Source organism: Cytobacillus sp. QJM3NY_8, assembly GCF_056173585.1.
Genome location: NZ_CM149681.1, coordinates 335,001 through 358,636 on the forward strand (window position 1 = coordinate 335,001; position 23,636 = coordinate 358,636).

Below are 23,636 nucleotides of genomic sequence, written 5' to 3' on the forward strand. Positions count from 1 at the left end.
TTTGTACAATAGGGACTTAATGGGGAAGGGGCGCCCATATGCCTTTAAATCCCCCATAAAGGAGGACGCTTGCTTTGCTGGAAAACAGTTTTATTATGGTCGCTATTATTTTGATCATTAATATTGTATATGTATCATTTTTTACCATCAGGATGATTCTTACGCTTAAGGGGCAGCGGTACCTTGCAGCTTTTATAAGCACCATCGAAGTTGTTATCTATGTCATAGGTTTAGGGCTGGTTCTGGATAACCTAAATGAAATACAAAATCTGATTGCTTATGCAGTCGGTTATGGAATTGGCGTTATTGCCGGCATGAAAATTGAAGAGAAGCTTGCTCTTGGCTATATTACGGTAAATGTAATTACAAAGGAATATGACAGGGATCTTCCAAAAGCTTTAAGGGATAAAGGCTATGGTGTCACAAACTGGGCTGCCAATGGACTTGAAGGCGATAGGATGGCCCTTCAGATCCTGACACCAAGAAAATATGAATTAAAGCTTTATCAGACGATTAAAGAGCTGGATCCTAAGGCCTTCATCATCGCTTATGAGCCAAAAACGATTCATGGCGGTTTCTGGGTGAAATCTGTTAAGAGAGGAAAGTTATCCCAATGAGCAAAGCCAAAAACAAAATGGTGTTTGAGGTCCAGGAAAACGAAACGATTGACCAGTGCCTGGACAGGATACAAAAGGCAGGATATATACCTGTTAGAAGGACTGAGAAGCCTATATTTAAAGAAGTTAAGACGGGTGGTAAAGTCGATTATGAACCGGCTGGAAGGCAGATAGTTTTTGAAGCAAAACGATTAGAAGATTAAAACACGAACATTAATTGTCTGACTTTTAGTATTGTTCGATTTTTCGATTGACAGAGTATCAGGTATGTTGTTAATATGATGGTAGTTAATAAAACGTGAATAAACCCCTCGTATAATAATGGGAATAGGGCCCATAAGTTTCTACCCGGCAACCGTAAATTGCTGGACTATGAGGGAAAGCTGATATGCCCGGCATGTAGAAGGAATGGTTCCTGCCGTTTGCAGGTGTCTTCCTTATGGTTCTTTTTAGCCCGGACAGATTACTTTCTCTCATATTAAGAGAAGGGTCTGTGCGGGTTTTTTATATTGGAAGATTTGGAGGAGAAAGAATGAGCGCACAAGCAGCAGTCATTATGGGAAGCAAATCAGATTGGGAGACAATGAAGCACGCTTGCGGAATTCTGGAAGAGCTTGAAATCCCTTATGAAAAAAAGGTTGTTTCAGCCCATCGGACTCCAGATCTTATGTTTGAATATGCTGAGCAGGCAAGAGACAGAGGAATAAAGGTAATTATTGCGGGTGCAGGAGGAGCGGCACACCTTCCAGGAATGGTTGCAGCGAAAACGACACTTCCTGTCATTGGAGTGCCAGTCCAATCAAAAGCTCTAAACGGACTGGATTCATTGCTGTCCATTGTTCAGATGCCCGGCGGCGTCCCGGTTGCAACGGTTGCGATTGGAAAAGCAGGAGCCACTAACGCCGGATTGCTGGCAGCACAAATACTTGGCGCTTTTGATACAGCCATTGCAGAACGTCTTCAGTCAAAAAGAGATAAAACAAAACAGGAAGTACTAGAAAGCAGTGATGAACTTGTCTAATAAAACAATTTTACCTGGACAAACAATTGGAATTATTGGCGGGGGACAGCTTGGGAGAATGATGGCACTTGCAGCAAAAGCAAATGGCTTCAGGATTGCCGTTTTAGATCCGGCAGAAGACTCTCCTTGCGGCCAGGTTGCGGATATTAAAATCATTGGAGAATATGGCCATTTAGATTCTATAAAAGAGTTAGCTGACGTCAGTGACGTTGTGACATATGAATTTGAAAATATCAGTGCGGAAGCTCTTGAGTGGCTATGTGCAAATGCGTACGTCCCACAGGGGAGCGAGGTGCTGGAAATCACCCAGGACCGGACAAAGGAAAAAGCAGCCATCCAAAAAGCCGGCTGCGAGGTAGCGCCATATGCGGTCATTACTACTGAAAAAGATATTTATGATAATATAGAAAAGCTTGGCTATCCAGCAGTATTAAAGACATCCAGAGGCGGATATGACGGAAAAGGGCAAGTTGTAATAAAGAGCGGGCAGGATATTAAGAAAGCTGCACAGCTTCTTGAGAATGGCGTGTGCGTCCTTGAAAAATGGATTCCATTCGAAAAGGAAATATCGGTTATTATCTGCCGGAATATCTCGGGAGAAAAAGCGGTATTTCCAGTCGGGGAAAATGTCCATAAAGAAAACATTCTGCACCAGACAATTGTGCCGGCCATGATCACAGCCGATGCTGAGGAAAGGGCAATAAATGCAGCAAACCAGCTGGCAGAAGCTTTAAGCCTTGTCGGTACATTGGCAGTCGAAATGTTTCTGACAAAAGACGGACAGATTTACATTAACGAGCTTGCGCCTCGTCCGCATAACTCAGGCCATTATTCGATAGAAGCTTGCGAAACCTCCCAGTTTGAACAGCACATCCGTGCAGTTTGCAATTGGCCGCTTGGCAGCACGGAGCTATTAAAACCGGCTGTTATGGTAAACATACTAGGAGAGCATCAGGAGCCTTTAATTAAGAAAATACCTGAATTGGATGACTGGAAGATTCACTTGTATGGAAAAAAGGATGCCAAATATAAACGCAAGATGGGCCATGTCACGCTTTTGCGGAAATCAGCCGAAGAGGCACTTGAAGAAGCAGAAAGAAGCGGCATTTGGACCCCTGTGAAGGAAAAGATCGGAGGATAAAACATGATTGAACGCTATACGAGACCGGAAATGGGAGCTATCTGGACAGAAGAGAACCGCTTTCAGGCTTGGCTTGAGGTAGAAATTCTTGCTTGTGAAGCTTGGGCTGAATTAGGGGATATTCCGAAAGAAGATGTTCAGAAAATCCGTGAGAATGCTTCTTTTAATATTGACCGTATTAAAGAAATCGAAGAGGAAACACGGCATGACGTGGTCGCTTTTACTCGTGCGGTATCTGAAACGCTTGGCGAGGAACGCAAATGGGTTCATTACGGGCTTACTTCCACAGATGTGGTTGATACGGCGCTTTCATACTTAATCAAACAGGCGAATGATATTCTTCTAAAAGATATCGAACGCTTTGTGGAAATCCTGAAAAACAAAGCACAGGAACACAAGCATACAGTAATGATGGGCCGTACGCACGGGGTACATGCTGAGCCGACTACATTCGGATTAAAGCTTGCACTATGGTATGAAGAAATGAAGCGTAATCTTGACCGCTTTAAAGAAGCAGCTGCTGGAGTGGAATTCGGTAAAATCTCAGGTGCAGTTGGAACATATGCAAACATCGATCCGTTTGTTGAAAAATATGTGTGTGAAAAGCTGGGCATCCAGCCAGCGCCCATTTCAACGCAAACACTTCAGCGTGACCGTCATGCACATTATATGGGGGCGCTTGCGCTTGTAGCCACTTCAATTGAAAAATTTGCGACAGAGATCCGCGGCCTGCAAAAAAGCGAAACGCGTGAAGTGGAAGAGTTCTTCGCGAAAGGTCAAAAGGGATCTTCAGCAATGCCGCACAAACGCAACCCGATTGGTTCAGAAAATATGACGGGAATGGCAAGAGTGATCCGCGGCTATATGATGACTGCGTATGAAAATGTGGCATTATGGCATGAGCGGGATATTTCCCACTCATCAGCTGAAAGAATCATACTGCCTGACGCAACGATTGCGCTGAACTATATGCTGAACCGCTTTGGAAATATCGTGAAAAATTTAACAGTCTTCCCTGAAAACATGAAGCGCAATATGGACCGTACGTTAGGGCTGATTTACTCTCAGCGTGTTCTTCTGGCCTTAATTGACAAAGGCATGACTCGTGAAGAGGCATATGATACTGTTCAGCCGCGGGCTATGGAAGCGTGGGAAAAACAGGTGCAATTCCGCAGCCTGATCGAGCAGGACGAGACGATTACATCAAAGCTAACCGAAGCAGAAATAGATGACTGCTTTGACTATAACTACCACATCAAGCATGTGGACACCATTTTTGACCGTCTAGGTTTATAAAAAAATAAAGAGGTAAAGAGCAGTCTTTACCTCTTTATTATCGGGAAAATTCCCAATCTTCTTAATAATAATGTCTAGCAGACATGTGCTATTCAAATAAGGGAGGCTCTCCGCTATGGAAAAAGGAGAATTGTTATACGAAGGCAAAGCCAAAAAGGTTTATCAAACAAACGATGAAAATATCGTCTGGATTGAATACAAAGATTCTGCAACAGCCTTTAATGGTGAGAAAAAAGCAAGCATCAGCGGCAAGGGCCGTTTGAATAACGAGATTACGAGTTTGCTTTTTTCAAAGCTTCATGACCTGGGAATTGAATCTCACTTTATTGAAAGACTTTCAGAGACTGAGCAGCTTGTTAAAAAGGTGGATATCATTCCGCTCGAAACAGTGGTCCGCAATGTTGCAGCGGGGAGCTTTTCTAAGAGATTGGGAGTTGTAGAAGGGAAAGAGTTACCGAGGCCGATTGTTGAATTCTACTACAAAGATGACGAGCTCGGTGATCCGCTGCTGACAGAAGATCATATTGAAGTTCTTCAGCTGGCTGATAAAAAGGAAGCAGCCCTTTTACAGGAAAAGGCACTTCAGGTTAATGCCATTTTAAGAGACTTTTTCAAAGACCTCGGCATTAAATTAGTAGATTTTAAGCTGGAGTTTGGTAAAGATGAATCAGGACAAATTCTGCTGGCTGATGAGATTTCGCCAGATACTTGCAGGCTTTGGGATATTGAAACAAATGAAAAGCTGGATAAAGATGTTTTCCGCAGAGACCTTGGAAATTTAACAGATGCTTATGAAAATATTTTAGCTCGACTGGGAGGCCAAACAGTATGTACAAAGTAAAAGTTTTCGTCACATTAAGAGAAAGTGTTCTAGATCCTCAAGGAACAGTTGTAAAAAATTCTCTGCATTCCATGAATTACAGCGAAGTGTCTGATGTGCGCATTGGAAAATACATGGAACTGATAGTGGATAAAAGCGACCGTCCTGTTGAAGAAGCTGTGAAGGAAATGTGTGAGCGCTTATTAGCTAATGTAGTGATTGAAGATTACCGCTTTGAAATTGAGGAGGCTGTTGCTCAGTGAAGTTTGCTGTGATCGTATTTCCAGGGTCTAATTGTGACATCGACATGTACCATGCAGTAAAGGATGAGCTTGGAGCGGAAGCCGAATATGTCTGGCATGACGCGGAAAGTTTAGACGAATATGACGGGATTCTTCTTCCCGGCGGTTTCTCTTACGGAGATTATCTCCGTTCGGGTGCTGTCGCACGCTTCAGTAATGTCATGAAAGAAGTTGTTAAAGCGGCTGAAGCAGGAAAGCCGATCCTGGGCGTCTGCAATGGATTTCAAATCCTTCTTGAAGCTGGTCTTTTGCCTGGGGCAATGAGAAGAAACGATAGCCTGAAATTCATCTGCCGCACCGTGGAGTTACGGGTTGAAAACAATGAGACCATGTTTTCATCTGCATATGAGAAGGATGAAGTAATCAATATTCCGATCGCCCATGGTGAAGGAAACTATTATTGTGATGAAGCTGTTCTAGCTGAATTGAAGAAAAATAACCAAATCGTTTTTACTTACAATGGAACGAATCCAAATGGCAGCCTGGAAAACATCGCAGGCATTGTCAATGAAAAAGGAAATGTACTCGGCATGATGCCGCACCCTGAAAGAGCTGTTGATGAGCTTTTAGGGGGAGCAGATGGCCTGAAACTTTTTCAATCAATCGTAAAACAATGGAGGGAAGCACATGTCGTTAATGCTTGAGCCAAGTCCGGAACAGTTAAAGGCACAGAAGGTATACAAAGAAATGGGTTTGTCTGATGACGAATTTGCGATGATTGAAAAGATTATCGGGCGTTTGCCAAATTACACAGAAATCGGTTTGTTTTCGGTTATGTGGTCAGAGCATTGCAGCTATAAAAACTCAAAGCCCGTTTTAAGCAAATTTCCGACAACAGGAGAGAAAGTACTTCAGGGACCAGGGGAAGGAGCTGGAATTGTTGATATCGGCGATGGGCAAGCAGTTGTTTTTAAAATTGAAAGCCACAACCATCCGTCTGCAATCGAGCCTTACCAGGGGGCAGCAACAGGTGTCGGCGGGATTATCCGCGATGTATTTTCAATGGGAGCAAGACCGGTCGCGCTCCTCAACTCTTTACGCTTTGGAGAATTGGATACTCCTCGTGTACGGTACCTTTTTAAAGAAGTAGTCGCAGGCATTGCAGGTTACGGAAACTGCATCGGCATTCCAACAGTTGGGGGAGAAGTGCAGTTTGATTCTTCCTATGAAGGAAATCCGCTTGTAAACGCTATGTGTGTCGGCTTAATCGACCATAAGGATATTAAAAAAGGCCAGGCCCATGGAGTAGGCAACACAGTCATGTATGTTGGAGCAAAAACCGGCCGTGACGGTATCCATGGTGCTACTTTTGCATCTGAAGAATTAACAGACCAATCAGAATCAAAACGCCCGGCTGTCCAGGTTGGCGATCCATTCATGGAAAAGCTTCTGCTAGAGGCATGCCTTGAACTGGTCCAGTCTGACGCACTTGTCGGCATTCAGGATATGGGAGCTGCCGGTCTGACAAGCTCTTCTGCTGAGATGGCCAGCAAAGCGGGATCCGGAATTGAAATGAATCTTGACCTTGTTCCTCAAAGGGAAACAGGCATGACTGCATATGAAATGATGCTTTCCGAGTCTCAGGAGAGAATGCTGATTGTCGTGAAAAAAGGACGCGAGCAGGAGATCGTTGATTTATTTTCCAAGTATGGCCTTGAAGCAGTATCTATCGGCAAGGTAACCGATGATAAAATGCTCCGCCTGACTCATCAGGGAGAAGTGGTAGCAGAGCTGCCGGTAGATGCGCTTGCAGAGGATGCGCCGGTTTATCATAAGCCATCAAGCGAGCCGGAATATTTCCGCGAATTTCAGGCAATGGAAAATGAAGTTCCTGCGGTTGAAGATTATAAAGAAACATTGGTAAAGCTCCTTCAGCAGCCGACAATCGCCAGCAAGGAATGGGTTTATGACCAGTATGACTATATGGTCCGCACGAATACAGTAGTGGCACCTGGATCAGATGCTGCAGTCATTCGCATCCGCGGCACCCGCAAAGGATTGGCCATGACGACAGACTGTAATTCACGTTATATGTATCTTGATCCTGAAACAGGCGGAAAAATTGCTGTGGCTGAAGCAGCAAGAAATATCATTTGCTCCGGCGGTCAGCCATTGGCGATAACAGATAATCTTAACTTCGGAAACCCGGAGAAGCCTGAAATCTTCTGGCAAATCGAAAAAGCGGCAGATGGAATCAGTGAAGCATGCCGCACATTGAATACGCCAGTTATCGGCGGAAACGTCTCTTTATATAACGAAACAAATGGAACAGCTATCTACCCAACACCTGTCATTGGAATGGTCGGGCTTGTTGATGACATTGATCATGTTACAACACAATCATTTAAAGCAGCTGGTGATCTTATTTATCTGGTAGGCGAAACAAAGGATGAGTTCGGCGGCAGTGAGCTGCAGAAGATGACATACGGCAAGATTTTTGGAAAAGCGCCTGAACTTGATCTCGAAAAAGAAGAAAAGGCACAGGAACAAATTTTAAAAGCTATTCGTTCGGGACTTGTTGCATCTGCCCATGATGTGGCAGAAGGCGGTTTAGCGGTAGCAGCTGCGGAAAGCCTGATTGGTTCAACAGGTCTGGGAGCGGATATCAAGGTAAAAGGAAATGCGACTTCAGCTTTATTCAGTGAATCACAATCCCGTTTCTTGCTATCTGTCAAAAAAGAAAACCAGGAAGTATTTGAAAGTTTAGTAGACGCGACATTAATCGGTGAAGTAACAGAAGCACCTATACTTTATATCTCCAATGAAGAGGGCCTATTGCTTGCTGAACAGGTTGACGTTCTAAAGCAGGCCTGGAAAGGGGCTATCCCATGCTTGCTGAAATAAGAGGACTGAATGAAGAGTGCGGTGTTTTTGGAATCTGGGGGCATCAGGATGCTTCCCAGATCACGTATTACGGGCTTCATAGTCTGCAGCACCGCGGCCAGGAAGGCACGGGAATGGTTGTTACCGATGGCAAAAAGCTGAAAGGCATTAAAGGTGAGGGGCTAGTAACGGAAATTTTCACTGCAGATGCCATGAAGGAACTGGAAGGAAAAGCAGCAATCGGACATGTACGCTATGCGACTGCCGGCGGGGGCGGATATGAAAATGTCCAGCCTCTGCTATTCAACTCACAAAGCGGAAGTCTTGCACTTTGCCATAATGGAAACCTGGTGAATGCGACTGCATTGAAGCATCAGCTTGAAGGACAGGGAAGCATTTTTCAAACGAGCTCGGATACAGAGGTGCTGGCTCACTTAATTAAGCGTGCAGGCTTCTCTTCACTTAAGGACCGTGTCAAAAATGCTTTATCCATGATTAAAGGAGCTTATGCTTTTCTGATTATGACCGAAACAGAACTGATGGTTGCGCTGGATCCGAACGGCATGAGGCCGCTCTCGCTTGGCAAAATCGGCGATGCTTATGCGGTTGCATCTGAAACATGTGCTTTTGATGTTGTCGGTGCAGAGTATATCCGCGATATCCTGCCAGGAGAACTGCTGATTATTGACGACAATGGATTCCGTTCTGAAATGTTTGCAATGGCCTCTAATATTGCAATGTGCACAATGGAATATGTTTATTTTTCCCGTCCGGACAGTAATATCAACGGGATCAACGTTCATACAGCCCGGAAAAACCTTGGAAAGCAGCTTGCCTTTGAGGCGCCAGTTGAAGGGGACGTCGTTACGGGCGTACCTGACTCAAGCATCTCTGTCGCGATTGGCTATGCTGAAGCTACAGGCATTCCATATGAGATGGGCTTGATAAAAAACCGCTATGTTGGCCGGACTTTTATCCAGCCATCCCAATCGCTGCGTGAGCAGGGTGTAAAAATGAAGCTGTCTCCGGTACGCGGAGTTGTAGAGGGCAAGAGAGTCATCATGGTGGACGACTCGATCGTTCGAGGAACAACAAGCAGACGGATCGTCACAATGCTGAAAGAAGCAGGAGCTACAGAAGTGCATGTGCTTATCAGTTCACCGCCAATTAAAAATCCATGTTTCTATGGAATCGACACATCAACAAAGGAAGAATTGATTGCCGGCAATCATTCAGTTGAGGAAATAAGAGAAATCATTGGTGCGGACACACTTACCTTTTTAAGTACAGAGGGCATGGTCAAAGCAATCGGCCGAAAAGACGGACAATGCCTGGCATGCTTTACAGGCCAGTATCCGACGGAGATTTATCCAAGCACTTTGCATCCTTATGAAAAGGTATAAATATGAAACTTGGCCGGTATTTTGCTCTTTTTGGCCGGTAAATATAAAGAATTAACCGGTAAATCATCATTTTTGACCGGTAAAAGCACAATGTTGGCCGATAAAATACAAAATCGGCCTTTATTTTTCCAACCAAGAGGTGAAAAGGAATGGCAAATGCATATAAACAGGCCGGAGTAGATATTGAAGCTGGCTATGAAGCAGTTTCCCGCATGAAAAAGCACGTACAGAAGACGATTCGTCCTGGTGTGCTTGGCGGTTTGGGCGGATTTGGCGGCATGTTCGATCTATCTGAACTTAACCTGAAGGAACCGGTTTTAGTATCAGGTACAGATGGTGTCGGCACGAAGCTGATGCTCGCTTTTATGATGGATAAGCATGACACGATTGGGATTGATGCGGTCGCAATGTGTGTAAATGATATTGTTGTACAGGGAGCGGAACCTCTTTATTTCTTGGATTATATCGCCTGCGGAAAAGCGGCGCCTGAACGGATTGAAGCGATTGTGAAAGGAATTGCGGATGGCTGCGAACAGGCAGGATGCGCACTCGTAGGCGGTGAAACAGCTGAGATGCCTGGCATGTACAGTGAGGAAGAATATGACCTTGCCGGCTTTGCGGTCGGTGCCTGTGAAAAATCCAGCCTGATTAATGGTTCCGATATTAAAGCTGGAGATGTACTGATTGGGCTTGCATCCAGCGGAATTCACAGCAATGGCTACTCACTTGTCAGAAAGCTGTTTTTTGAAAAAGCGAATCTGTCCTTGACAGATCATGTAGAAGAATTAGGCTGCACTTTAGGGGAAGAGCTGCTTCGCCCTACAAAAATTTATGTAAAGCCGCTTCTATCAGCTATGAAGCAATTCAAGCTGAAGGGCATGGCGCATATTACCGGAGGCGGATTTATTGAAAATATCCCCCGCATGCTGCCTGAAGGTCTTGGCGCCCAGCTTAGTGAAAGCAATTGGGAAGTGCCGCCTGTGTTCACGCTTATGGAGAAGATCGGCGGACTGGAACGCAAAGAAATGTACAACATTTTTAATATGGGAACAGGCATGGTGATTGCAGCGGATAAAGAAAATGCTGATAAACTAATCACCTATTTTAATGATATCGGAGAAAAATCCTATCTAATGGGGACAGTGACGGATCAGGAAGGAATTGAAATTCTGTAACTTGGAGGAAGTCATGAAAAAAATCGCAGTGTTTGCTTCCGGAAGCGGAACGAACTTTCAGGCCATTGCCGATGCTGTAAAAAAAGGTGATTTGCAGGCTGAGATCGTCTTGTTTGTCTGTGATCGGCCAGGTGCATACAGCACACAGCGTGCACAAAACGAACAGGTTCCGCAGTTTGTTTTTTCAGCTAAAGACTATGCTGGCAAAGCAGAGTATGAAAGAGCGATTTTGCAAAGGCTGAAGGAGAGCGGCGCCGAGTATATTATTCTCGCAGGCTACATGAGACTGATCGGCCCGACGCTTTTGAAAGAGTTTGAAGGCAGGATTATTAATATCCATCCTTCTCTTCTTCCTGCTTTTCCTGGTAAGGATGCAATTGGCCAAGCGTTATCTGCCAATGTGAAGGTAAGCGGTGTAACGGTTCATTTTGTCGATGAAGGTATGGATACTGGGCCGATTATTGCTCAAGCGGCAGTTGATATAAGTGCGGGTGAAACGCTGGATAGCCTTCAAAAGAAGATACATGAAGTCGAGCACAAACTTTATCCGCAGGTTTTGCAAAATCTTTTCTATGCTAAAATGGTAGAGAACTAAAGTGTATCATTCAACAGAGACAGGGGGAGCGAACATGAAGAAACGTGCATTAATCAGTGTTTCCGATAAAAATGGCATAACAGAATTTGCCGAGCAGTTAAGCGAACTGGGTTTTGAAATTATCTCAACAGGCGGTACAAAAAAAGCGCTGGAAGAGAGTGGAGTCCCCGTTATCGGAGTAAGTGATGTGACAGGCTTTCCGGAAATTTTGGAAGGGCGTGTGAAAACATTAAATCCAATGATTCATGGCGGGCTGCTGGCAAAGCATGGCGAACCAGGCCACAAACAGCAGCTTGAGGAGCATGGAATCCAGCCTATCCAGGTTGTGTGCGTGAATTTGTATCCGTTCCAGCAAACTATCGCTAAGCCAGATGTGACAGTAGAGGATGCGATAGAGAATATTGATATCGGCGGCCCGGCCATGCTGCGTGCCTCCGCCAAAAACCATGACTATGTAACGGTTGTGGTGGATCCGGCCGATTATGAAACAGTTCTTTCACAGCTAAAAGAAACCGGAGAGGTCCAAAAGGAAACCCGCCGCAGACTCGCTGCAAAGGTTTTCCGCCATACTGCTTCCTATGATGCGATGATCGCTGAATATATGACAGATTTGGCAAATGAAGAAACACCTGAAAAATTAACGGTTACGTATGAACTGAAGCAAACATTGAGATACGGGGAAAATCCGCATCAAAAGGCTGCCTTTTACCGCAAGCCGCTTGGTTCTGAATTTTCGATTGCTAACGCTGAACAGCTTCACGGCAAGGAATTATCCTACAACAATATAAATGATGCAGATGCAGCTCTCCAAATAGTAAAAGAATTCTCAGAGCCTGCAGCGGTTGCAGTTAAGCATATGAATCCTTGCGGAGTGGGGACTGGGGAAAATGTATTCGAAGCTTTTTCAAAAGCTTTCGAGGCGGACCCTGTATCAATCTTTGGCGGCATTATTGCCCTGAACAGGGAAGTAGACGCTGAGACAGCGAAAAAGCTATATGAAATCTTCCTTGAAATCATCATTGCACCTTCCTTCTCAAATGAAGCGCTTGAGATTTTAAAAGGGAAAAAGAATCTGCGCCTGCTGACTATTCCTTTTGAAGGCAAAAAGAAAGCGGAGATGAGATTGTCCGCCATTGAAGGCGGCTTGCTGACGCAGGAATATGATCTATTCACCCTTGATAATGCAGAAGTAAAAGTTCCGACCAAGAGAGAGCCAACAGAAGAAGAGTGGAAAGCATTGAAGCTGGGCTGGAAAGTTGTGAAGCATGTAAAATCCAATGCCATTGTCGTAAATGATGCAAATATGACACTTGGGGTCGGTGCCGGGCAGATGAACCGCGTAGGCTCTGCCAAAATTGCGCTTGAGCAGGCCGGTGAAAAAGCGAACGGAGCTGTACTGGCATCCGATGCCTTTTTCCCAATGAACGATACAGTTGAAACGGCAGCCAAAGCAGGCATCACAGCCATCATCCAGCCGGGAGGCTCAATCCGTGATGAGGATTCCATCAAAAAGGCTGATGAGTACGGAATTGCAATGGTCTTTACAGGCGTACGTCATTTTAAACATTAATCGAAAAGCGGAAGCGCCTCGATCAGGGGCGACAAGCATAAGACGAGCTGTCGGAAAGGTGGCCCTTTACCTTTTTGACAGGTTGGCTTATGACCTCGAGCCCCTAGGCGCTGGAGCTGGACAATACGAAAAGCGGAAGCGCCTCGATCAGGGGCGACAAGCATAAGACGAGCTGTCGGAAAGGTGGCCCTTTACCTTTTTGACAGGTTGGCTTATGACCTCGAGCCCCTAGGCGCTGGAGCTGGACAATACGAAAAGCGGAAGCGCCTCGATCAGGGGCCTTGCTATTATAGCTGACATTTTTACGGAGGTGGGCGTAATGAAGGTATTGGTTATAGGAAGAGGCGGCCGAGAGCATGCAATTTGCTGGAAGATGAATCAAAGCCCTTCAGTGAAACAGGTTTTTGCGGCTCCAGGAAATCCGGGAATGGAAGATTCAGCTCAAGCGGTTGCCATCCAGGAACATGAACAGGAAAAACTTGTGCAGTTTGCTCAGGATAATGAAATCGAATTGACTGTAATCGGGCCGGAAGTGCCGCTGCTTGAGGGGCTGGCTGACCGATTTGAAGAAGCCGGGTTAAATGTATTTGGGCCGAGAAAAGCAGCAGCCGAAATTGAAGGCAGCAAGTCCTTTGCCAAGGAGCTAATGAAGAAATATGCTATCCCCACTGCCGAATATGGGGTATTCAGCAACTATGAAGAAGCGAAAGCCTATATTGAAGCAAAAGGCGCTCCCATTGTTCTTAAAGCAGATGGCCTTGCAGCCGGAAAAGGCGTAATAGTGGCCATGACTATGCAGGAAGCATTGTCTGGGATTGAGGAACTATTATTGAATGAAAAGTTTGGCCAAGCTTCTTCAACGGTTGTAATTGAAGAATTCCTTGAAGGCGAAGAATTTTCCTTAATGGCCTTTGTGAACGGTGAAACGGTGATTCCGCTAGAAATTGCACAGGACCACAAGCGTGCCTATGATGGAGACCAGGGACCGAATACTGGCGGAATGGGGGCTTATTCACCGGTACCGCATATTGGTGATGAAACAGTTGCAGCGGCTGTTGAACATGTTTTGAAGCCGGCAGCAAAAGCAATGATTCAGGAAGGCCGAAGTTTTACCGGTATCCTGTATGCAGGTCTGATCAAAACAACAGCAGGCCCGAAGGTAATTGAATTTAATGCCCGTTTTGGAGATCCTGAAACACAGGTGATTTTACCCCGCATGAAGTCGGATCTGGCGGGAGTAATGCTGGCAGTCCTAAAAGGGGAACAGCCTGAAATCGAGTGGGATAAGGAAGCAATCGTCGGAGTGGTTGCTGCTTCTAAAGGCTACCCTGAAGCTTATGAAAAAGGAGCCGTTCTGAATGGGCTTCAATCACTTACAAATGTCTCCGTCTTCCATGCCGGCACTGATCGAAACAGCTCAGGTGAGTATGTGACAAATGGAGGCCGCGTGCTGCTGGCAGGCGCTAAAGCTCCTACTCTGAAAGAAGCACAGCAAAAGGTATATTCCGAACTCGAAAATCTTCAGTGTGAAGGTGTATTCTACCGCAAAGATATTGCCGATAAAGCTATCGCGCACGTCCTTTCTTAGTCTTCCGGATATACACAAACAGGAGTGCTACAATGCTTCCAATTATTGCTGCCAGGACGAACGTCATATCCATTACGTATTCCCAAAACATATTGTCAGCTCCTTTCAATTTTCCAGCCCCCATATAGGGAGCTGGATTTTTTAAGAAATTTAAGATGGATTATACGGGAGAATTTCCTCAACAGCATCATCATTATTGTGATTGCCATCCTGCTTTCGCTTTTCCTGAACCATGTCCTGGCCTCTTTCAAAAAGAGCTGTCAAAGGGCAAAAGCGGACAATTCCCTCTGCCACCTTCATGCCGCCCAGCATGGCCATCATGAGGTAAGAGTCCCGCCAAGGTCTTTTCACAAGCTTTGAAGTGCTCCAGGCTAAGACAGTTAATCCGACTGTTATGCGTATTAAGGCATTTACTATGCCGATATTTGGTTTTACATTCATGGTTGTGTCACCACTTTCACAAAAATTTTACAATCTTTTACTGATTCTTTAATGCGTTAAACAGTGAAATATGTTACTATAAAAAACAAGAGAAATGAAAGGGCTTTCTTTACTGATTTATAGCCATTTCACTCATTGATTTTATTCTAAAAACAGAGTCTTTTATATATAGATATCAACAAGGGAGGGAGTATGGTGCTGGAACAGCGTTACCGTTGGAAAAACAGACACTTGCGTGAACATGTTTCCGTATTGGACGGAAAACTGTCACCGACGATATTACTAAAGAACGCCCGTTATCTTAATCAGGCACTTCGCAAATGGATAACAGCAAATATATGGATTTATGGCGACCGTATTGTTTATGTGGGCGAAAAGCTGCCGGAAAAAATAGAACAGTGTGAGGTCGTTGATTGTACGGGACTCACGCTGGTTCCTGGATATATTGAACCGCATGCCCATCCATTTCAATTATATAATCCCCATTCCCTGGCGAGCTATGCATCGCAGTTTGGTACAACAACCCTGATTAATGACAATATGGTCCTTGCTTTACAGCAGGATAAAAAGAAAGCGTTTTCTTTCCTGAAGGAAATGAGAAACATGCCTGCAACAACCTATTGGTGGTGCCGATTTGATGCACAAACGGAAATCCAGCATGAAGAATCCGTTTTTTCGCATGGGAACGTTAAATCATGGCTTGAGCATGATGCCGTGCTTCAGGGAGGAGAGCTTACAGGCTGGCCGAAGCTTTTGGATGGCGATGATATGATGCTTCATTGGATTCAGGAGACTAAGCGGATGAGGAAAAAGATTGAAGGCCATTTTCCTGGGGCATCCGAAAAAACGCTGGCAAAGCTCATGCTGCTTGGTGCTGATTGCGACCATGAGTCGATGACGGGAAAGGATATTTACAATCGTCTTTTACAGGGATATACCGTATCTCTCAGATATTCTTCCATCCGTCCCGATTTGCCGGTTTTATTGGACGAGATGCATGAAATCGGCATTGATCAATATGATCGGATGATCTTCACAACAGACGGTTCCTTTTCCTCCTTCTATGAACAGGGAATTATTGACCATATGATCCGCATTGCCATAGATAAAGGAGTGCCGGTAATTGATGCTTATAACATGGCTACCATTAATGTGGCCCGTCATTATGGAATCGATTATTTACATGGCTCCATTGCGACAGGAAGGGTGGCCAATATTAATTTTCTGTCAGATGAAAAAGAACCAACTCCATTATCTGTTATTGCCAAAGGGGAGTGGGTGAAAAGAGATGGTGAAAACCTGCACGCCTATAAGCCTGTAGAATGGGGAGAATACGGCTTCGAACCGCTGGATATTGATTGGGAGCTAACTGCTGATGATATGCAATTCTCCATGCCTTTCGGGATAAAACTGGAGAATGCAGTTATTACGAAGCCCTACTCCATCACGATTGACGTTTCATCCGAAGAACTGGAGAAAGACCATGATGAATGTTTCTTCATGCTTGTTGACCGGAATGGACACTGGCGCATAAATACGATACTAAAAGGGTTCTCGAAAAGCCTGGATGGAATGGCAAGTTCTTTTTCCAATACCGGTGACATTATCTTAATTGGAAAAAGAAAACAGGAAATGCTGAATGCTTTTAACCGGCTGAAAGAAATTGGCGGAGGCATTGTCATATCAGAAGGGGGAAGAATTGTCCAGGAGATGGAACTCCGCTTAAAGGGTGTGATGTCCCATAAAAATGTGGAGGAATTAATGGAGGAAGAAAAACAGCTTGTTCATTATTTGCGTGATCAAGGCTATAGACATGAAGATCCAATGTATACGCTGCTCTTTTTCTCTTCAACGCATCTGCCTTATATCAGGATTACTCAGCAGGGGATGTATGATGTAATGAATAAAACGGTACTCTTTCCAACGATAATGCGTTAAAATATAAAAGTATACTATATAATAGAGATAAAGACTGCTCAGTGGTGGAGCTAACATAGAACCTGCATCAAAGCAAAAAACACAGGGGTGCTAAATGCTAAAAAGATGGATAGCTGTATCAGCAGCGGCAATGCTTTTAGTCTCTGGCTGCAGCAAAGAAAAAACTGAAGAGCCTGAAAAACAAGATACGGAAAAAGCGGAAGAGGCTGCAAAAGGGGTAAGCTCTGAAAAAGAACTTCCATTTCACTATCCTCTCACAGGCTTCGGGTCGGAGGCTGAGGTGGATGGAAGGGCTGTAGCGGTGATGATCAATAATCATCCGAAAGCCCGTCCGCAATCCGGGCTTAACCAGGCTGATATCGTCTACGAATTGCTGGCAGAAGGGGACGTGACGCGTTTTCTTGCTATTTTTCAAAGTGAGCAGCCCGAAATGATAGGGCCGGTAAGAAGTTCAAGAGATTATTATATTGAGCTGGCGAAAGGCTATGACAGCCTCTACATTGCCCACGGCTATAGTCCGGAAGCCAAAGAATTGCTGGATCAGGGCTATATTGATAATCTGAATGGAATGCAGTATGACGGTACACTGTTTAAACGGGAAAGCTTCCGCCAGGCTCCTCATAATTCCTATATTTCATTCGAAAATGTGCTGAAGGGTGCAAAGGAAAGAAATTATGTGATGGAAAACGAACCGGAATCTCTGGCGTTTCTGTCGAAGGAAGATGCAAAGGCTATTCAGGGAGAGGATGCTGACTCTGCCATGATCTCCTATTTGGACAATGAATTATTCAATGTCATCTATGAGTATGATGCGGCACTGGAGAAATACAAAAGATATTCCAATGGCGAACTTACAGCTGATTACAAATCCGGCGAACCTGTATTGCTTGATAACATCTTCATTGCAGAAGCAGACCATAAAGTGGTTGACAGCGCGGGCCGCCGTGATATTAACTTAACTTCTGGGGGAAAAGGATACCTCCTGCAAAAAGGGAAAGTGACAGAAGTAAAATGGGAAAATATTGACGGGCGAATTCTTCCTGTATTAAATGGGAAACAGGCTGGCCTGGTGCCAGGAAAGACCTGGATCAACATCGTTCCATCAAGCATGGGCAATGAGCAAACGGTTTCCTTTGAAGCTAAACAATAATTATGTCAAAAACTATTACAATAAAGGGGTATGCAAATATATGCAAATTGATAAGCTAAGAGGCAAAGAACTGGATCAGTTATTTAAATCTGTTTTATCTTTAAATGACCTGGAAGAGTGCTATCGCTTCTTTGATGACTTATGCACAGTTAATGAAATACAGTCCCTGGCTCAGCGTCTGGAAGTGGCACGCATGCTTCGTGAAGGCAAAACCTATCATAAAATTGAAACAGATACGGGCGCAAGCACGGCAACCATTTCCCGCGTGAAGCGATGCCTCAACTATGGAAATGATGCCTATGAAATGGCACTGGAAAGAATCAAAGAAGAAGAACCTGAAAAAGCGTAAATATTCGTATTACTTAAACCGATGGGGCTGTTCCCGCGGTTTTTTTCTTTGTTTCCCCTAATAATTTTTTCCACCTCATAAAGACTTCCTGCTTTACTTTTTTATCTAGCTTCAGCGCCCAGCCCCTCGAGGTCGCTTCAGGCAAGCTGATGAAGTCAAAAAAACGACTTCATCCACTGACCTTCCGACGTACAGGATTACTAGTGCCGACGTTGCCACAGGACGTGGCAGCGTCGGCCAGCGCTTGTCCGGGCTGTTCGAGGCGCTTCAGCTTTTATTTTTTATTCACTATCTTAAATGATATAATGATGAAATGGAATGATAGAATGGAGGCAATTTTGCATGTATGATGTTCGCGAATGGAGCCACGTTTTTAAGCTCGATCCGGATAAAAATATATCAGATGAAAACCTGGAAATGATTTGTGAGTCTGGAACAGACGCGATTATTGTGGGCGGGACGGACGGAGTAACGCTGGAAAAGGTGCTGGATTTAATGGCACGCATCCGCCGATACACAGTCCCTTGTGTGCTGGAGGTTTCAACCATTGATTCAATTACCCCGGGCTTTGACTTATACTTTATCCCGACAGTCCTTAACAGCCGGGACGTGAAGTGGATTACAGGCCTTCATCAGGAGGCTGTAAAAGAATATGGGGATGTCATGAATTGGGAAGAAATTCTGGTTCAGGGTTATTGCATCCTGAATGAAGATTGCAAAGCGGCACACGTTACCAATTCAAGGACAGATTTATCATTGGATGAGGTAAGGGCATATGCCATGATGGCTGAGAAGATGTTCAGCCTGCCAATCTTCTATCTGGAATACAGCGGAAAGTACGGAGACGCTGAAGTGGTCGCAGAGGTGAAAAATACGCTTGAAGAAACCGTATTATTTTACGGCGGCGGCATCATGAATGCCGAGCAGGCAAGTCAAATGGCTGAGCATGCGGACGTAATTGTGGTCGGAAATATTATTTACGATGATCTGCAGGCTGCATTGGCCACTGTCGAAGCTGTTCGTGCCTAATTCAGTTGCTGATGATTATAAAAAAAGATAAAATAGATATAAGAACATATGTTTCTATGGTGGTGAAGAGAAGAAATGCAATTTTTAACGGATAAATTATTGAACGGACTGAATCCGCAGCAGCAAAATGCGGTAAAAACAACAGACGGACCACTTCTTATAATGGCAGGAGCGGGAAGCGGAAAGACAAGAGTGCTTACCCACAGGATTGCTTACTTGATGGTAGAAAAGGGTGTGAACCCCTACAATATTCTGGCAATCACTTTTACAAACAAAGCAGCCCGTGAAATGCGTGACCGTATTCATAACATGATGGGCGGAGCTGCAGATGAAATCTGGATTTCGACGTTCCACTCCATGTGCGTTCGAATCTTAAGAAGAGATATTGACCGTATTGGCTATAACCGCAATTTCACGATTCTTGATTCAACAGATCAGCAATCGGTGATTAAATCAATCCTCAAGGATAAAAACCTGGATCCAAAGAAATTTGATCCGCGTGCTATCCTGGGGTCTATCAGCTCGGCAAAAAATGAATTAATTACCCCTGAAGAGTATGCGAAAACAGCAGGAGATTATATTCAGCAGGTTGCAAGTGATGTATATACAGAGTACCAAAAGAGACTAAGACGCAACCAGGCGCTTGATTTTGATGATCTTATTATGATCACGATTCAGCTGTTCCAGAGAGTGCCGGAAGTGCTTGAATATTATCAGCGCAAATTCCAGTACATTCATGTGGATGAGTACCAAGATACTAACAGAGCGCAGTATATGCTGGTCAAGCTTTTGGCAAGCCGTTTTAAGAATCTGTGTGTGGTCGGTGATTCCGATCAGTCCATCTATAAATGGCGCGGTGCGGACATAGCCAACATCCTTTCTTTTGAAAAGGATTATCCAAATGCACAGACTATTATGCTCGAACAAAATTACCGATCAACTAAAAGGATTCTGCTGGCTGCGAACGAAGTCATCAGCAAGAACCTCAACAGAAAGCCAAAAAACCTTTGGACTGAAAACGCAGAAGGCAATAAGATCTTCTACTATCGTGCCGACAGCGAGCAGGGAGAAGCGCAGTTTGTTGCAGGGAAAATTAAAGAATACATCAGCAGCGGCAAGCGAAGCTTTTCGGATATTGCTATCTTGTACCGCACAAACGCACAGTCCCGTGTAATGGAGGAAGTACTGTTAAAGTCGTATATTGAATATTCCATTGTCGGTGGCATCAAGTTCTACGACCGCAAAGAAATTAAGGACATCCTTGCTTACCTGCGTCTGATTGCAAATCCGGATGATGATATCAGCCTTCAGCGTGTCATCAATGTGCCAAAACGCGGAATCGGCTCCGGTTCCGTTGATAAAATCGCCAACTTTGCACAGCTTCACGAGATGAGCATGTTTGAAGCTCTTGAGTCCATTGAACTGATTGGCCTGAGCCCGAAAATTACAAAAGGGGCTATTGAATTCAGGGATTTGGTTAAAAACTATACACAAATGCAGGAATACTTATCTGTGACAGAACTTGTGGAAGAGCTGCTGGAGAAATCAGGATACCGGGATATGCTCATTGCCGAGAAGTCCATTGAAGCCCAGAGCCGTCTGGAAAACATTGATGAATTCCTGTCTGTTACAAAAAACTTTGAAGAAGCCAGCGAAGATAAATCGCTTATCGCATTTTTGACTGATCTGGCTCTTGTGGCTGACATTGATAAATTGGATGATGATGGGGAAAAAGCTGAATCAGTTGTGCTTATGACACTTCACTCAGCAAAAGGGCTAGAGTTCCCTGTTGTCTTTTTACTAGGTCTTGAAGAAGGTGTATTCCCGCACAGCCGTTCTCTAATGGAAGAATCGGAAATGGAAGAGGAGCGCCGTCTTGCTTATGTGGGAATCACGCGGGCAGAAGAAGAGCTTTACATTACGAATGCACAAATGCGTACTTTATTTGGACGCACGAATATGAATCCGCCATCCCGATTTATCAAAGAAATTCCTGCTGATTTGCTGGATGGGCTTGAACCTGCTAAAAAGCCGTCTCCATTTGGATCATCCCCGTTTGGATCTCCTTCAGCTTCAAGAGGAGCACAGCCTCAGCGGAAAGCGGTGGTTCGTCCATCTGCATCGAATACAGGCGGAGATGAAATTGACTGGAAAGTCGGCGACAAAGCCCAGCACGGAAAATGGGGTACAGGTACAGTTGTCAGTGTAAAAGGTTCCGGCGAAGGAACAGAGCTGGATATTGCGTTCCCAAAACCAGTTGGCATTAAACGTCTGCTGGCCAAATTTGCACCGATTACAAAGGCGTAAACTTAGAGCAGCCTGCCAGGCATTTTTTAAAGGACTATAGAAAGGGTTGAATGTATGGACCTTCAATTGGCAGAAAAAAAGGTGAAAGATCTGCACAACCTTTTGAATCAGTATAATTATGAATACCATGTTCTTGATCAGCCGTCTGTTCCAGATGCTGAATACGATAGACTGATGAGGGACCTCATTGAGCTTGAAGGGCAATTTCCCGAGCTGAAAACAGAAGATTCTCCAACACAGCGGGTTGGAGGGGAAATCCTTGATATGTTTGAAAAGGTGGAGCATCAGTCACAAATGCTCAGTTTGGGCAATGCCTTCAGTGAGCAGGACCTAAGAGACTTTGACCGCCGTGTCCGCCAGGGTGCAGGTGAAAATGTTTCTTATGTATGCGAATTGAAAATCGATGGGCTGGCTGTCTCCCTCCGTTATGAGGATGGGCTTTTTACTCTCGGTGCCACACGCGGGGACGGATCCATCGGTGAAAATATCACAGCAAATTTAAAGACCATTCGCTCTATCCCTCTCCGGCTGAAAGAGAGTGTCACGATGGAAGTGCGCGGTGAGGCATTCATGCCAAGGCGTTCTTTTGAGAAATTGAATAAAGCGAAAGAGGAGAATGGGGAAGAGCCTTTCGCAAACCCAAGGAATGCCGCAGCAGGTTCATTAAGGCAGCTTGATCCGCGTCTGGCGGCAAAGCGAAATCTCGATATTTTTGTCTACGGCATAGCGAATGTAGGGGATACAGGCGTTGTATCCCATAGCGAAGGTCTGGATTATCTGGATAGCCTTGGATTTAAAACGAATAAAGAACGCAAAAGATGTGAAAGCATCGAGGAAGTCATTGAATATGTACAGGGATGGACTGACAAACGTCCAAACCTGTCTTATGATATTGATGGCATCGTTATTAAAGTCGATTCACTTGAATCACAGGAGCAGCTTGGCACTACGGCAAAAAGCCCACGCTGGGCCATTGCTTATAAATTCCCTGCAGAAGAGGTTGTTACCACATTAAGGGATATTGAATTAAGCGTGGGGCGAACTGGCGTAGTTACGCCAACTGCACTTCTGGAGCCTGTCCGTGTTGCCGGAACGACTGTTCAAAGGGCGTCACTGCACAACGAAGATTTAATTCGCGAAAAAGATATTAAGATTGGCGATCAGGTCGTTGTGAAAAAAGCAGGAGATATTATCCCTGAAGTTGTAAATGTTCTGGCTGACAGGAGAACGGGTGAGGAGCAGGATTTTAACATGCCGACACATTGCCCTGAGTGTGAAAGCGAACTGGTCCGCCTTGATGGTGAAGTGGCATTGCGCTGCATTAATCCAAAGTGCCCGGCCCAGATCAGGGAAGGCCTAATTCACTTTGTATCCCGCAACGCCATGAACATTGATGGCCTTGGTGAAAAGGTGATCAGCCAATTATTTGCCGAAAATCTGATTAAAGATGTGGCAGATATCTATAAATTAACGTATGAACAGCTCATCCAGCTCGAGAGGATGGGTGAAAAGTCAGTAAATAACCTCATTCAGGCAATTGAAAACTCCAAGGGCAACTCATTGGAAAAGCTTTTATTTGGGCTGGGGATCCGCCATGTTGGCGCAAAGGCAGCCAAGACGCTGGCCCAGGAGTTTGGCCATATGGAAGCACTTGAAAAAGCATCCCGGGACAATTTAACAGCTATCAATGAAATTGGTGAAAAAATGGCTGATTCTATCGTTTCCTTCTTTGATCAGGAAGAAGCCCATGAACTGATTGCGGAGCTGAAAGCAGCTGGGGTCAACATGGCTTATAATGGGCCAAAGCCTGTTTCGGCCGAAAACTCGGATAGCTTTTTTGCAGGAAAAACAGTGGTTCTGACAGGAAAGCTTGAAATAATGAGCCGGAATGAAGCAAAAGAAAAAATAGAGGCGCTAGGCGGTAAAGTATCCGGAAGCGTCAGCAAGAAAACAGATGTTGTAATCGCCGGAGAAGAGGCTGGATCCAAACTGACGAAGGCCCAGGAGCTTGGAGTAGAGGTTTGGAACGAGGAGAGACTGGTTGAAGAATTAAATAAGTAAGAGGGTGTAA

General features: G+C 44.8%; 22 protein-coding genes and 1 riboswitch. Of the genes, 20 read left to right on the forward strand and 2 right to left on the reverse strand.

Annotated features, from left to right (window positions below):
* Positions 1–74: 74 nt before the first annotated feature.
* The 14 genes from AC0VZ9_RS01800 (at position 75) to purD (ending at position 14,351) form a co-directional block, all read left to right on the forward strand.
* The gene (locus AC0VZ9_RS01800) at positions 75–617 is read left to right on the forward strand and encodes a DUF2179 domain-containing protein (RefSeq protein ID WP_009336735.1); all 543 of its coding nucleotides are present in this window, start codon (positions 75–77) and stop codon (positions 615–617) included.
* Entirely contained in the window at positions 614–820 is a 207-nt protein-coding gene (locus tag AC0VZ9_RS01805) for an NETI motif-containing protein (protein ID WP_019382942.1), read from the forward strand. Before AC0VZ9_RS01800 ends, AC0VZ9_RS01805 begins: the two co-directional genes overlap by 4 nt.
* 88 nt (positions 821–908) lie before the next feature.
* A riboswitch (purine riboswitch) is annotated at positions 909–1,010 on the forward strand.
* A 139-nt stretch (positions 1,011–1,149) separates the two neighbouring features.
* Positions 1,150–1,638: a 5-(carboxyamino)imidazole ribonucleotide mutase gene (purE, locus tag AC0VZ9_RS01810; protein ID WP_026041807.1), complete on the forward strand. Its 489-nt coding sequence runs from the start codon at positions 1,150–1,152 to the stop codon at positions 1,636–1,638.
* Complete coding sequence (gene purK / locus AC0VZ9_RS01815; RefSeq protein ID WP_175502193.1) at positions 1,625–2,779, forward strand: 5-(carboxyamino)imidazole ribonucleotide synthase; 1,155 nt, start codon at positions 1,625–1,627, stop codon at positions 2,777–2,779. Before purE ends, purK begins: the two co-directional genes overlap by 14 nt.
* Positions 2,780–2,782: 3 nt before the next feature.
* The gene (gene purB / locus AC0VZ9_RS01820; protein WP_009336739.1) at positions 2,783–4,075 is read left to right on the forward strand and encodes an adenylosuccinate lyase; all 1,293 of its coding nucleotides are present in this window, start codon (positions 2,783–2,785) and stop codon (positions 4,073–4,075) included.
* Between the two features lie 115 nt (positions 4,076–4,190).
* The gene (purC, locus tag AC0VZ9_RS01825) at positions 4,191–4,916 is read left to right on the forward strand and encodes a phosphoribosylaminoimidazolesuccinocarboxamide synthase (protein WP_019382939.1); all 726 of its coding nucleotides are present in this window, start codon (positions 4,191–4,193) and stop codon (positions 4,914–4,916) included.
* Positions 4,904–5,158, forward strand: a complete 255-nt coding sequence (gene purS, locus AC0VZ9_RS01830) for a phosphoribosylformylglycinamidine synthase subunit PurS (RefSeq protein WP_019382938.1) — start codon at positions 4,904–4,906, stop codon at positions 5,156–5,158. Before purC ends, purS begins: the two co-directional genes overlap by 13 nt.
* A complete protein-coding gene (purQ, locus tag AC0VZ9_RS01835; RefSeq protein ID WP_019382937.1) occupies positions 5,155–5,841 on the forward strand; it encodes a phosphoribosylformylglycinamidine synthase subunit PurQ in 687 nt (228 codons plus the stop codon). Before purS ends, purQ begins: the two co-directional genes overlap by 4 nt.
* A complete protein-coding gene (gene purL, locus AC0VZ9_RS01840; RefSeq protein ID WP_019382936.1) occupies positions 5,825–8,041 on the forward strand; it encodes a phosphoribosylformylglycinamidine synthase subunit PurL in 2,217 nt (738 codons plus the stop codon). Before purQ ends, purL begins: the two co-directional genes overlap by 17 nt.
* Entirely contained in the window at positions 8,026–9,423 is a 1,398-nt protein-coding gene (purF, locus tag AC0VZ9_RS01845) for an amidophosphoribosyltransferase (RefSeq protein ID WP_071158092.1), read from the forward strand. Before purL ends, purF begins: the two co-directional genes overlap by 16 nt.
* Positions 9,424–9,572: 149 nt before the next feature.
* Positions 9,573–10,598, forward strand: coding sequence for a phosphoribosylformylglycinamidine cyclo-ligase (gene purM / locus AC0VZ9_RS01850; RefSeq protein ID WP_019382935.1), 1,026 nt, complete (start codon positions 9,573–9,575; stop codon positions 10,596–10,598).
* 13 nt (positions 10,599–10,611) lie between these two features.
* Positions 10,612–11,193 carry a phosphoribosylglycinamide formyltransferase gene (gene purN, locus AC0VZ9_RS01855; RefSeq protein WP_009336746.1) on the forward strand — a complete coding sequence of 194 codons (582 nt, stop codon included), beginning with the start codon at positions 10,612–10,614 and terminating at the stop codon, positions 11,191–11,193.
* A gap of 34 nt (positions 11,194–11,227) precedes the next feature.
* Positions 11,228–12,763, forward strand: a complete 1,536-nt coding sequence (gene purH, locus AC0VZ9_RS01860) for a bifunctional phosphoribosylaminoimidazolecarboxamide formyltransferase/IMP cyclohydrolase (protein ID WP_019382933.1) — start codon at positions 11,228–11,230, stop codon at positions 12,761–12,763.
* Between the two features lie 319 nt (positions 12,764–13,082).
* Positions 13,083–14,351 (forward strand): phosphoribosylamine--glycine ligase, encoded by a 1,269-nt coding sequence (purD, locus tag AC0VZ9_RS01865; protein ID WP_448897546.1) that lies wholly within the window; start codon positions 13,083–13,085, stop codon positions 14,349–14,351.
* On the opposite strand, the gene AC0VZ9_RS01870 is transcribed toward purD, so the two are convergent.
* The gene (locus AC0VZ9_RS01870) at positions 14,329–14,475 is read right to left on the reverse strand and encodes an EYxxD motif small membrane protein (RefSeq protein ID WP_342025880.1); all 147 of its coding nucleotides are present in this window, start codon (positions 14,473–14,475) and stop codon (positions 14,329–14,331) included. The genes purD and AC0VZ9_RS01870 overlap by 23 nt on opposite strands.
* A 26-nt stretch (positions 14,476–14,501) precedes the next feature.
* Positions 14,502–14,792 carry a YgaP family membrane protein gene (locus tag AC0VZ9_RS01875; RefSeq protein ID WP_009336749.1) on the reverse strand — a complete coding sequence of 97 codons (291 nt, stop codon included), beginning with the start codon at positions 14,790–14,792 and terminating at the stop codon, positions 14,502–14,504.
* A 195-nt stretch (positions 14,793–14,987) separates the two neighbouring features.
* Between AC0VZ9_RS01875 and AC0VZ9_RS01880 the strand changes: the two genes are divergently transcribed.
* The 6 genes from AC0VZ9_RS01880 to ligA all read left to right on the forward strand — a co-directional run bounded on the left by AC0VZ9_RS01880 (position 14,988) and on the right by ligA (position 23,626).
* Positions 14,988–16,730 carry an adenine deaminase C-terminal domain-containing protein gene (locus tag AC0VZ9_RS01880; RefSeq protein ID WP_026041806.1) on the forward strand — a complete coding sequence of 581 codons (1,743 nt, stop codon included), beginning with the start codon at positions 14,988–14,990 and terminating at the stop codon, positions 16,728–16,730.
* Positions 16,731–16,824: 94 nt separating this feature from the next.
* Positions 16,825–17,880 (forward strand): DUF3048 domain-containing protein, encoded by a 1,056-nt coding sequence (locus tag AC0VZ9_RS01885; RefSeq protein ID WP_019382931.1) that lies wholly within the window; start codon positions 16,825–16,827, stop codon positions 17,878–17,880.
* A gap of 40 nt (positions 17,881–17,920) precedes the next feature.
* Complete coding sequence (locus tag AC0VZ9_RS01890) at positions 17,921–18,229, forward strand: YerC/YecD family TrpR-related protein (protein WP_019382930.1); 309 nt, start codon at positions 17,921–17,923, stop codon at positions 18,227–18,229.
* A 342-nt stretch (positions 18,230–18,571) separates the two neighbouring features.
* On the forward strand, positions 18,572–19,258 hold the full coding sequence (gene pcrB / locus AC0VZ9_RS01895; protein ID WP_251175371.1) for a heptaprenylglyceryl phosphate synthase: 687 nt from the start codon (positions 18,572–18,574) through the stop codon (positions 19,256–19,258).
* A 75-nt stretch (positions 19,259–19,333) separates the two neighbouring features.
* On the forward strand, positions 19,334–21,565 hold the full coding sequence (gene pcrA / locus AC0VZ9_RS01900) for a DNA helicase PcrA (protein WP_475396985.1): 2,232 nt from the start codon (positions 19,334–19,336) through the stop codon (positions 21,563–21,565).
* Positions 21,566–21,619: 54 nt separating this feature from the next.
* Positions 21,620–23,626: an NAD-dependent DNA ligase LigA gene (gene ligA / locus AC0VZ9_RS01905; protein ID WP_217028236.1), complete on the forward strand. Its 2,007-nt coding sequence runs from the start codon at positions 21,620–21,622 to the stop codon at positions 23,624–23,626.
* Positions 23,627–23,636 lie beyond the last annotated feature (10 nt).

Excerpts from the sequence above, each read along its gene's own strand:
- purK (WP_175502193.1), top strand. The coding sequence starts at position 1,625 with ATGAACTTGTCTAATAAAACAATTTTACCTGGACAAACAATTGGAATT.
- AC0VZ9_RS01875 (WP_009336749.1), bottom strand. The coding sequence starts at position 14,792 with ATGAATGTAAAACCAAATATCGGCATAGTAAATGCCTTAATACGCATA.
- purS (WP_019382938.1), top strand. The coding sequence starts at position 4,904 with ATGTACAAAGTAAAAGTTTTCGTCACATTAAGAGAAAGTGTTCTAGAT.
- purM (WP_019382935.1), top strand. The coding sequence starts at position 9,573 with ATGGCAAATGCATATAAACAGGCCGGAGTAGATATTGAAGCTGGCTAT.
- purC (WP_019382939.1), top strand. The coding sequence starts at position 4,191 with ATGGAAAAAGGAGAATTGTTATACGAAGGCAAAGCCAAAAAGGTTTAT.
- purN (WP_009336746.1), top strand. The coding sequence starts at position 10,612 with ATGAAAAAAATCGCAGTGTTTGCTTCCGGAAGCGGAACGAACTTTCAG.
- AC0VZ9_RS01805 (WP_019382942.1), top strand. The coding sequence starts at position 614 with ATGAGCAAAGCCAAAAACAAAATGGTGTTTGAGGTCCAGGAAAACGAA.
- purB (WP_009336739.1), top strand. The coding sequence starts at position 2,783 with ATGATTGAACGCTATACGAGACCGGAAATGGGAGCTATCTGGACAGAA.
- purD (WP_448897546.1), top strand. The coding sequence starts at position 13,083 with ATGAAGGTATTGGTTATAGGAAGAGGCGGCCGAGAGCATGCAATTTGC.
- purH (WP_019382933.1), top strand. The coding sequence starts at position 11,228 with ATGAAGAAACGTGCATTAATCAGTGTTTCCGATAAAAATGGCATAACA.
- pcrA (WP_475396985.1), top strand. The coding sequence starts at position 19,334 with ATGCAATTTTTAACGGATAAATTATTGAACGGACTGAATCCGCAGCAG.
- AC0VZ9_RS01890 (WP_019382930.1), top strand. The coding sequence starts at position 17,921 with ATGCAAATTGATAAGCTAAGAGGCAAAGAACTGGATCAGTTATTTAAA.
- AC0VZ9_RS01870 (WP_342025880.1), bottom strand. The coding sequence starts at position 14,475 with ATGGGGGCTGGAAAATTGAAAGGAGCTGACAATATGTTTTGGGAATAC.
- AC0VZ9_RS01885 (WP_019382931.1), top strand. The coding sequence starts at position 16,825 with ATGCTAAAAAGATGGATAGCTGTATCAGCAGCGGCAATGCTTTTAGTC.
- purE (WP_026041807.1), top strand. The coding sequence starts at position 1,150 with ATGAGCGCACAAGCAGCAGTCATTATGGGAAGCAAATCAGATTGGGAG.
- pcrB (WP_251175371.1), top strand. The coding sequence starts at position 18,572 with ATGTATGATGTTCGCGAATGGAGCCACGTTTTTAAGCTCGATCCGGAT.
- ligA (WP_217028236.1), top strand. The coding sequence starts at position 21,620 with ATGGACCTTCAATTGGCAGAAAAAAAGGTGAAAGATCTGCACAACCTT.
- purL (WP_019382936.1), top strand. The coding sequence starts at position 5,825 with ATGTCGTTAATGCTTGAGCCAAGTCCGGAACAGTTAAAGGCACAGAAG.
- purF (WP_071158092.1), top strand. The coding sequence starts at position 8,026 with ATGCTTGCTGAAATAAGAGGACTGAATGAAGAGTGCGGTGTTTTTGGA.